We start from the raw sequence: 9,624 nt of genomic DNA, 5'->3' as shown, positions 1-9,624 counted from the left end.
GTCGGTGTCGACGTTGGCGCGATCCATCGGGGCCACCAGGCCCTTGTGCACGGTGAACTTTTCCATGTCTGTCCGTCAGATTTGCCAGCACTTCACTGGCAGCGTGATACAGAACCCAGCACACACCAAGGAGCCGGCTTTGCCGGGCCTTTGGTGTGGCCCCCTCGAGGGGGAGGCGCCGAAGGCGCTTCGGGGGTGTTGCATTTCAGCGGCGCACGTCGACGAAGTGCCCCGCCATCGCGGCGGCGGCGGCCATCGCCGGGCTGACGAGGTGGGTGCGGCCACCGGCACCCTGGCGGCCCTCGAAATTGCGGTTGCTGGTCGAGGCGCAGCGCTCGCCCGGCTCCAGCCGGTCGGCGTTCATCGCCAGGCACATCGAGCAGCCGGGCTCGCGCCACTCGAAGCCCGCCGCCTTGAAGACCTTGTCCAGCCCCTCGGCCTCGGCCTGGGCCTTGACCAGGCCGGAGCCCGGCACCACCAGTGCGAGCTTCACGTTGCTCGCGATGCGGCCGCCGACGCGCTGCACGACCGCAGCCGCCTCGCGCATGTCCTCGATGCGGCTGTTGGTGCACGAGCCGATGAAGACCTTGTCGATGCGGATGTCGCCGATCGGTTTGTTCGGCTCCAGCGCCATGTACTGCAGCGCGCGCTCGATCGCGCCGCGCTTGACGCTGTCCTTTTCCTTGTCGGGGTCGGGCACGCGGTCGTCGATGGCCAGCACCATCTCGGGCGAGGTGCCCCAGGTGACCTGCGGCTTGATCTGCGTCGCGTCGATCTCGACCACCTTGTCGAACGAGGCGCCGGCATCGGTATGCAAGGTGCGCCAGTAGCGCACCGCCTGCTCCATCTCGACGCCCTTGGGCGAGAACGGCCGGCCCTTGACGTAGTCGATGGTCGTATCGTCCACGCCGACCAGGCCGGCGCGCGCGCCCGCCTCGATCGCCATGTTGCACACCGTCATCCGCCCTTCCATGCTCAGCGAGCGGATCGTCGAGCCGGCGAACTCGATCGTGTAGCCGGTGCCGCCGGCCGTGCCGATCTTGCCGATGATGGCGAGCACCACGTCCTTCGCGCCGCAGCCGCGGGGCAAGGCGCCCTCGACCTTGACCAGCATGTTCCTGGCCTTCTTGGCCAGCAGCGTCTGCGTGGCGAGCACGTGCTCGACCTCGCTGGTGCCGATGCCGTGCGCCAGCGCGCCGAAAGCGCCGTGGGTGCTGGTGTGGCTGTCGCCGCAGACCACGGTCATGCCCGGCAGCGTGGCGCCCTGCTCGGGGCCGATCACGTGCACGATGCCTTGGCGCTTGTCGCTCATCTTGAATTGCGTGATGCCGAAGCGGTCGCAGTTGCTGTCCAGCGTGTCGACCTGCAGCTTGGACACCGGGTCGGCGATGCCGTGCGAGCGATCGGTCGTCGGCACGTTGTGGTCGCTCACCGCGAGGTTGGCCGACAGGCGCCAGACCTTGCGGCCGGCGATGTCGAGGCCTTCGAAGGCCTGCGGGCTGGTCACCTCGTGCACCAGGTGGCGGTCGATGTAGAGGACGGCGGTGCCGTCTTCCTCGGTGTGGACGACGTGCTCGTCCCACAGCTTGTCGTACAGGGTGCGTGCGGTCATGGCGGGTCTTCGGTCTGGGGGCCGCTGCTGGCGCGGCCAAGGGGTGAATTGTCAGGGATTCGGGGCGGGCTCGGGGGTCTCCGGCTGGGCGGCGGCCAGCCGCGCCAGCGTGTCGATGAAGCGCTGCACGACGGCCGGAAGCACCTCCTGCGCCTGCGCCGCCAGCAGGTAGCGGCGCCGCGCCCAGGGCTCGGCCAACGGGCGCACGGTGATCGCGAACAGCCTGGCGAAGCGCTCGGCCACGGCCGCCGGCAGCACCGCCACGCCCAGGCCCTCGCCGACGAGCTGGGCGATGGCGTCGAAGCCGCGCACCTGCAGGCGCGCGTTCAGCGTGCGGCCTCGCTCGAGCGCGCGCTGCAGCATCAGCTCGTGCACCGACGCGCCGATGTGCAGGCCGACCATGTCGTAGTCGAGCAGCGCATCGAAGCTCAGGGCGCCCCCGCCGGCGGCGAGCGCATGCCCCTTGGGCAGCACCACCGCCAGTTCGCCGGCGCGGTAGGGCCAGGTGGCCAGGCGCTTGTCGACCAGCGGCGGCGCGAAGATGCCGACATCGGCACGCCCTTCCGCGACCGCCGCCTGCACGTCGGCGCTGGTCAGGTCTTCCAGGCTGATGCGGATCTGCGGGTGCTCGCGCGAGAAGGCGGCCAGGTCGGCCGGCAGGCACTCGGCGATCGCTGCCGCGTTGGCCGCGATGCGCAGGTGACCCTTGATGCCGCGGCTGAACTCGACGACCTCGCTTTCCAGCGCATGCAGCGAGGCGTTCAGGCTGCGGATGTGGCGCACCAGCGCGCGGCCGGCCTCCGTGGGCTCGACGCCGCGGGCGCGCCGCTCGAACAGCTGCACGCCCAGCCGCGTCTCCAGGTCCTTCAGCCGCTTGCTTGCCGCGGCCAACGCCAGGTGCTCGCGCTCGGCGGCCCGGGTGATGTTGCCGGACTCGGCGATCGCAAGCACGAGGTTGAGGGTGACGAGGTCGAAGCGCATGGCAAAACGAATCGGGGCGCGACAGCTGCCCAAGGAAACGCCGGGCCGCCCCAAGTTTCCTTGACCCCCGCGGGGGGGCGGGCTGGGCGCAGCCCAGCCCTGGGGGCACTATCTCCTCGCTCGGCCGGGCCCGGGTCAGGCTGGCCGCCGAGGCCGGCGCCTGGGCCGGTAAGCCCAGGGCCAGCAGCCCGTCGCAGCCATGATCGTGCACGAAGGCTAGCCGCCGTGTGCACGGCGATTCGCAAGCAAGCCTTCGCCAAGCACGAATGATAAAGCCGCCCGAAGGCGGCCTCGAATGGGGCGGCGGATGTTCAGCCCTGGACCAGGGTCTTCACCTGCTGCAGCGCGGTCGGGTCCTCGATCGTCGTCAGGTCGCCGGGGTCGCGGCCCTCGCACACCGCCTGGATCGCGCGACGCAGCAGCTTGCCCGAGCGGGTCTTGGGCAGCACGCTGACGAAGCGCACGCGTGCGGGGCGGGCCACGGCGCCGAGCTGGTCGTCGACCACCTTCATGATCGCGCCCTCGAGCTTCAGCGCATCGGCCGCGGTGGCCGCCTGGCTCGGGTCCTTCAGCACGGCGAACGCCATCGCCACCTGGCCCTTGAGCTGGTCGGCGACGCCGACCACCGCCACCTCGGCCACGTTCGGGTGGCTGGAGATGCTCTCCTCTATCTCGCGCGTGCCCAGCCGGTGGCCGGCGACGTTGATCACGTCGTCCGTGCGGCCGAGGATGAAGAAGTAGCCGTCCTCGTCGCGAATGCCCCAGTCGAAGGTCGAGTAGACCTGCCTGCCGGGAATCGTCGACCAGTAGGTCTTGACGAAGCGCTCGTCGTCGCGCCACACGGTCTGCATGCAGCCCGGAGGCAGCGGGCCCTCGATCGTCACCACGCCCTTCTGGTTCGCTCCGGTCAGCTCCTCGCCGGTGGCCTCGTCGATCAGCTTGACGTCGTAGCCGTACACCGCCTTGCCGGGCGAGCCGAACTTGCTCGGCGCCTTCTCGACGCCGTTGCAGATGGTCAGGATCGGCCAGCCGGTCTCGGTCTGCCAGTAGTTGTCGATGATGGGCTTGCCCAGCGACTGGGCGATCCACTTCGCGGTTGGCTCGTCCAGCGGCTCGCCGGCCAGGAACAGCGCGCGAAGGCTCGACAGGTCGTGCTTGGACAGGGCCGCCGGATCCTGCTTCTTCAGCACGCGAATCGCCGTGGGCGCGCTGAACATCGCGGTCACCTTGTACTTCTCGACCAGGCTCCACCAGATCGCCGCGTCGGGGCGGATCGGCAGCCCCTCGTACATGATGGTCGCCATGCCGGCGATCAGCGGGCCGTAGATGATGTAGCTGTGGCCGACGACCCAGCCGATGTCGCTGGTGGAGAAGTAGGTCTCGCCGGGCTGGCCGCAGAAGATGTGCTTCATGCTCGCGGCCAGCGCCACCGCGTAGCCGCCGGTGTCGCGCTGCACGCCCTTGGGCTTGCCGGTCGTGCCGGAGGTGTACAGCGTGTAGCTCGGGTGCGTCGAATCGACCCATTCACAGGGCACCGTGGCGTTGCGGTGCTGTTCGCGCAGCGCCGCGTAATCCTCGTCGCGGCCCTCGACCTTGGCGAAAGGCGCCAGGCCGCGGTCGACCATCAGCACCTTGGCCGGCTTGTGGGCGGCGAGGTGGATCGCCTCGTCCAGCAGCGGCTTGTAGGCCACGATCTTGCCGCCGCGCGAGCCGGCGTCGGCGCTGACGATCACCACCGGCTCGGCATCGTCGATGCGGCTGGCCAGGCTCACGCTGGCGAAGCCGCCGAACACCACCGAGTGGATCGCGCCGATGCGCGCGCAGGCCAGCATTGCGAAGGCGGCCTCCGGGATCATCGGCATGTAGACCAGCACCCGGTCGCCCTTCCTGACGCCCAGCGACAGCAGGCTCGCCGCCATGCGCTGCACCTCGGCATGCAGTTCGGCAAAGCTGTAGATGCGCTCCTGATTCGTCTCGGTGGACACGAAGATCAGCGCGTTCTGGTTCGGCCGGCCCTTCAGGTGCCGGTCGACGGCGTTGTGGCACAGGTTGGTCTTGCCACCGGCGAACCACTTCGCGAACGGCGGGTTCGTGTAGTCGCAAACCGTCTCGAATGGCGCCTGCCAGTCGATCAGCGCGGCCTGCTCGGCCCAGAACGCGTCGCGGTCCTCGATCGAGCGGCGGTGGAAATCGGCATAGCTGGTCATGGCCTTGTCTCCTCTGGGAATCGGCGTCCGTGAATGTCGTTGATTGCACTGCCGGCGCCTGACAGGGCACTGTCAGCCCGGCCGCTCGTATCATGTGTTCCGTCAAGCCATCTGCATGAAACCACCCTCCAAGGAGCTCCTTTGAAGCCGACCGACATCGTTGCCGCCTTGCGCGCCAAAGACCCGAAGATCCTCGGCGACATCGCCGACAAGAAGGCCGAGCAGATCGTGAAGTCCGCCTTGACGGTCATCCGCGAATCCATCGTGGCCGCCGAGAAGGGCGACCACCCTGTGGCGATGCTGGGCCGGTTCAAGGTCAACGAGATCACCAAGGGCGAAGGCGCCGAGGCGATCGTCGTGCGCAAGGTGATCTTCATCCCGGCCAAGCCGGCCGAAAACAAGGACGGTTCGGCCGACAGCAAGGGCGCGCCGCCGGCCGAGGACAAGGCCGAGCCGGCCGACCAGGCCGCCGCACCGGCAGCGCCCTCCGCCGCGGCCGCAGCCTTCGCCCCGATCGCGTCCAGCGCGGCGACGGGCGGCAAGGCTGCAAAACCGGGCAAGGCCAAGGCCTGAGCTCCCGCCGCCGGCGCCCTTAGCCGGCGGCGCCTCCCAGCGCCGCCACCACCTCCGGCGGCGCCTGCACCAGCTCGATCAGCACACCCTCCCCGCCAAGCGGGAACTCGTCGTTGCCCTTGGGGTGGATGAAGCAGATGTCGTGGCCCGCCGCGCCGCGGCGGATGCCGCCGGGCGCGAAGCGCACGCCGTTGGCACTCATCCACTCCACCGCCCTGGGCAGGTCGTCGACCCACAGGCCGACGTGGTTCAACGGCGTGGTGTGCACGGCGGGCTTCCTTTCCGGATCCAGCGGCTGCATCAGGTCGACCTCGACGGCGGTCGGGCCGCTGCCCAGCGCGCAGATGTCCTCGTCGACGTTCTCGCGCTCGCTGACGAACGTGCTCTTCACCGTCAGGCCCAGCATGTCGACCCACAGGGCCTTGAGCCTGCTCTTGCTCGGGCCGCCGATCGCGACCTGCTGGATGCCGAGGATGCGGAATGCCCGCCCCTCGGTCGGCGAGTACGCCGACCGGTCCCCCGAGGGAACCTCGCCCGCCTTGGGGCGGCCCGGCGCCGGGCTCGTGGTCTCTTCGCTCATCGTCACCTCCGATCAAGTGAACGCGATGATCGGCTGGTCGACCGTCAGGCTCTCGCCCTTCTTCGCCAGCACCTCGCCGACGACGCCGTCCTGCGTGGCAAGAAGGATGTTCTCCATCTTCATCGCCTCGATCACCGCGAGTTTCTCGCCGGCCAGCACCTTCTGGCCGGGCGCGACGGCCACGTCGACCAGCAGGCCCGGCATCGGCGACAGCAGGAACTTGCTCAGGTCCGGCGGCGCCTTGTAGGGCATCAGCTTCAGCAGCTCGGCCGCGCGCGGCAGCAGCACCAGCGTCTCGACCTGCGTGCCGTTGTGGTTGATGCGCAGCGCCAGCGGGTTCTTGGCCGGGCCGCGCTCGATCTGGGCCGAGAACGGCAGCCCGTTGCAGCGCCCGGTCATCAGGATCTCGCCGAGCTTGGTGTGGCTCTGGATCGCGTAGTGGGCCCCGTCGACGTGGATGTCGGCATGGCCAGTCGCCGCGTCGAAGCTGGCCACCCGGGCCTGGTGGTGGGTGTGACGGCCTTCGGGGCCCAACTCGACAACGACCAGATCCGGCGCGTGCGCGACGCCATGGCCGGGCAGCTGGCCGCTGATGCCGGCCGCGCGCTCGCGAGCCTTGCGGCGCACGAAGGCTGCCAGCGCGACGAGGAACAGGTGATCGTCATGCGGCACGTCGGCCGCCGAGAACCCCTGGCCGTAGTGCTCGGCGATGAAGCCGGTGTTGAACTGGCCGGTGACGAACTTCGGATGCGCCAGCAGCGCCGCCTGGAACGGGATGTTGCTCGAGATGCCGCGGATCACGAAGGCGTTGAGCGCCTCGCGCATCTTCGCGATCGCGTCGTTGCGGTCGCGGCCGTGCACGATGAGCTTGGCGATCATCGAGTCGTAGAACATCGGGATCTCGCCGCCTTCGTAGACCCCCGTGTCCACCCGCGTGCCGCCGAAGCGACCGTCGGCATAGGCCGCGCCCTGCAGCGTCGGCGTGCCCTGCTCCAGGTTCTGCACCGCTGGCTGGTACTTCACGAGCCGGCCGGTCGACGGCAGGAAGTTGCGGAACGGATCTTCCGCGTTGATGCGGCACTCGATCGCCCAGCCCTCGCGGCGGATCACGCCCTGGGTGAAGCCGAGCTTCTCGCCGGCCGCCACGCGGATCATCTGCTCGACCAGGTCCAGCCCGGTGATGCACTCGGTCACCGGGTGCTCGACCTGCAGCCGGGTGTTCATCTCGAGGAAGTAGAAGCTCTGGTCCTTGCCAACCACGAATTCCACCGTGCCGGCGCTCTGGTACTTCACGGCCTTGGCCAGCGCCACGGCCTGCTCGCCCATGGCCTTGCGGGTCGCGTCGCTGATGAAGGGTGACGGCGCCTCCTCGATGACCTTCTGGTGGCGGCGCTGGATCGAGCATTCACGCTCGTGCAGGTAGACCACGTTGCCGTGGCTGTCGCCGAGGATCTGGATCTCGATGTGGCGCGGCTCCTCGACGAACTTCTCGATGAACACGCGGTCGTCGCCGAAGCTGTTGCGCGCCTCGTTGCGGCAGGAGCTGAAGCCCTCGAAGGCCTCCTTGTCGTTGAAGGCCACGCGCAGGCCCTTGCCGCCGCCGCCGGCCGAGGCCTTGATCATCACCGGGTAGCCGATGCCCTTGGCGATCTCGACCGCTGCTTCGGGCGTCTCGATCGCGTCGTTGTAGCCGGGGATGGTGTTGACCTTCGCTTCGTTCGCCAGCTTCTTCGAGGCGATCTTGTCGCCCATCGCGGCGATCGAGTAGTGCTTCGGCCCGATGAAGACCATCCCCTCGTCTTCGACGCGCTTGGCGAAGGCCTCGTTCTCGGACAGGAAGCCGTAGCCCGGGTGGATCGCCTCGGCCCCCGTCTGCCTGGCGGCGGCGATGATCTTGTCGGCCACGAGGTAGCTCTCGCGGCTGGGCGCCGGCCCGAGCAGCACGGCTTCATCGGCCAGCTCGACGTGGCGCGCGTCCTTGTCGGCCTCCGAATACACCGCCACCGTGGCGATGCCCATCTTCTTCGCGGTCTTGATGACGCGGCAGGCGATTTCCCCGCGGTTCGCGATCAGGATCTTCTTGAACATGTTCGACGGCTCCTGCGCGATCAGAGGGGGATGTTGCCGTGCTTGCGCCACGGGTTGTCGAGCTTCTTATCTTTCAGCATGACGAGGCTGCGGCAGATGCGCCTGCGGGTCTCGTGCGGCTGGATCACGTCGTCGATGAAGCCGCGGCTGCCGGCGACGAAGGGGTTGGCGAAGCGGGCCTTGTATTCGGCTTCCTTCGCGGCCAGCTTGGCCGGGTCGCCTTTGTCTTCGCGGAAGATGATCTCGACCGCGCCCTTGGCGCCCATCACCGCGATCTCGGCGTTCGGCCAGGCGAAGTTCACGTCGCCACGCAGGTGCTTGGAGGCCATCACGTCGTAGGCCCCGCCGTAGGCCTTGCGGGTGATCACGGTGATCTTGGGCACCGTGCATTCGGCGTAGGCATAGAGCAGCTTGGCGCCGTGCTTGATGATGCCGCCGAACTCCTGGCTGGTGCCGGGCATGAAGCCGGGCACGTCGACGAAGGTCACCACCGGGATGTTGAATGCATCGCAGAAGCGCACGAAGCGCGCCGCCTTGATCGAGCTCTTGATGTCGAGGCACCCGGCGAGCACGAGCGGGTTGTTGGCCACGATGCCGACCGTCGCGCCTTCCATGCGCGCGAAGCCGATCACGATGTTCTGGGCGTAGTCGGGCTGGATCTCGAAGAAGTCGCCGTCGTCGACGACCTTCAGGATCAGCTCCTTCATGTCGTAGGGCTTGTTCGGGTTGTCGGGGACCAGCGTGTCGAGCGATTCATCGAGCCGCGTCGCCGGGTCGCCGCTGGGGCGCACGGGCGGCTTGTCCTGGTTGTTCAGCGGCAGGTAGTTGAAGAAACGCCGCAGCATCAGCAGCGCCTCGACGTCGTTGTCGAAGGCCAGGTCGGCCACGCCGCTCTTGCCGGTGTGGGTCAGCGCACCGCCCAGGTCCTCGGCGCTCACATCCTCGTGCGTCACGGTCTTCACCACCTCGGGGCCGGTGACGAACATGTACGACGAGTCCTTCACCATGAAGATGAAATCGGTCATCGCCGGCGAATACACCGCGCCGCCGGCGCAGGGGCCCATGATCATCGAGATCTGCGGGATCACGCCCGAGGCCAGCACGTTGCGCTGGAACACGTCGGCATAGCCGCCGAGCGAGGCCACGCCTTCCTGGATGCGCGCGCCGCCGGAGTCGTTCAGGCCGATGACTGGCGCGCCGACCTTCATCGCCTGGTCCATCACCTTGCAGATCTTCTCGGCGTGGGCCTCGCTGAGCGCGCCGCCGAAGACCGTGAAATCCTGGCTGAAGACGAAGACGAGGCGGCCGTTGATCATGCCGTAGCCGGTGACGACGCCGTCGCCCGGGATCTTGTTGTCGGCCATGCCGAAATCGGCGCAGCGGTGCTCGACGAACATGTCCCACTCTTCGAAGGTGCCCTCGTCGAGCAGCAGCTCGATCCGCTCGCGCGCGGTCAGCTTGCCCTTGGCGTGCTGGGCCGCGATGCGTTTCTCGCCGCCGCCCAGCCGCGCCTTGGCGCGCTTTTCCTCGAGCATCTGCTGGATGTCGTGCATGTGTTGGTCTCCTCGGTACGGATTCGGATG

At 68.4% G+C, this 9,624-nt stretch carries 7 protein-coding genes and 1 pseudogene; 1 reads left to right on the top strand and 7 read right to left on the bottom strand.

The genetic code is table 11. From position 1 onward, the window contains the following. From VJ693_RS18050 to VJ693_RS18035, 4 genes and pseudogenes are all read right to left on the bottom strand, one after another. Positions 1-66 (bottom strand): annotated as a pseudogene (locus VJ693_RS18050) (3-isopropylmalate dehydratase small subunit); the annotation flags it as partial. A gap of 139 nt (positions 67-205) precedes the next feature. Continuing rightward, a complete protein-coding gene (leuC, locus tag VJ693_RS18045; RefSeq protein WP_324156381.1) occupies positions 206-1,612 on the bottom strand; it encodes a 3-isopropylmalate dehydratase large subunit in 1,407 nt (468 codons plus the stop codon). A 51-nt stretch (positions 1,613-1,663) separates the two neighbouring features. Next, positions 1,664-2,593 carry a LysR substrate-binding domain-containing protein gene (locus tag VJ693_RS18040; protein WP_324156380.1) on the bottom strand — a complete coding sequence of 310 codons (930 nt, stop codon included), beginning with the start codon at positions 2,591-2,593 and terminating at the stop codon, positions 1,664-1,666. 311 nt (positions 2,594-2,904) lie between these two features. Then, positions 2,905-4,800, bottom strand: a complete 1,896-nt coding sequence (locus VJ693_RS18035; protein WP_324156378.1) for a propionate--CoA ligase — start codon at positions 4,798-4,800, stop codon at positions 2,905-2,907. A gap of 141 nt (positions 4,801-4,941) precedes the next feature. On the opposite strand from VJ693_RS18035, the gene VJ693_RS18030 reads away from it, so the two are divergent. Next, entirely contained in the window at positions 4,942-5,373 is a 432-nt protein-coding gene (locus tag VJ693_RS18030) for a hypothetical protein (RefSeq protein WP_324156376.1), read from the top strand. A 19-nt stretch (positions 5,374-5,392) separates the two neighbouring features. On the opposite strand, the gene VJ693_RS18025 is transcribed toward VJ693_RS18030, so the two are convergent. Genes VJ693_RS18025 through VJ693_RS18015 form a run of 3 tightly spaced genes read right to left on the bottom strand, consistent with a single transcriptional unit; the run spans position 5,393 to position 9,594 of the window. Beyond that, positions 5,393-5,953 (bottom strand): VOC family protein, encoded by a 561-nt coding sequence (locus tag VJ693_RS18025; protein ID WP_324156375.1) that lies wholly within the window; start codon positions 5,951-5,953, stop codon positions 5,393-5,395. 12 nt (positions 5,954-5,965) lie between these two features. After that, a complete protein-coding gene (locus VJ693_RS18020) occupies positions 5,966-8,041 on the bottom strand; it encodes an acetyl/propionyl/methylcrotonyl-CoA carboxylase subunit alpha (RefSeq protein WP_324156373.1) in 2,076 nt (691 codons plus the stop codon). A 20-nt stretch (positions 8,042-8,061) separates the two neighbouring features. Further along, positions 8,062-9,594 carry an acyl-CoA carboxylase subunit beta gene (locus VJ693_RS18015; RefSeq protein WP_324156372.1) on the bottom strand — a complete coding sequence of 511 codons (1,533 nt, stop codon included), beginning with the start codon at positions 9,592-9,594 and terminating at the stop codon, positions 8,062-8,064. Positions 9,595-9,624: the final 30 nt, after the last annotated feature.

Origin of the sequence: Ideonella sp., assembly GCF_035254525.1 — a bacterium.
In the GTDB taxonomy this organism is placed as follows: domain Bacteria; phylum Pseudomonadota; class Gammaproteobacteria; order Burkholderiales; family Burkholderiaceae_C; genus Ideonella.
Note: the sequence above shows the minus strand (reverse complement) of the source record. Positions and strands in the feature narration are given on the sequence as shown.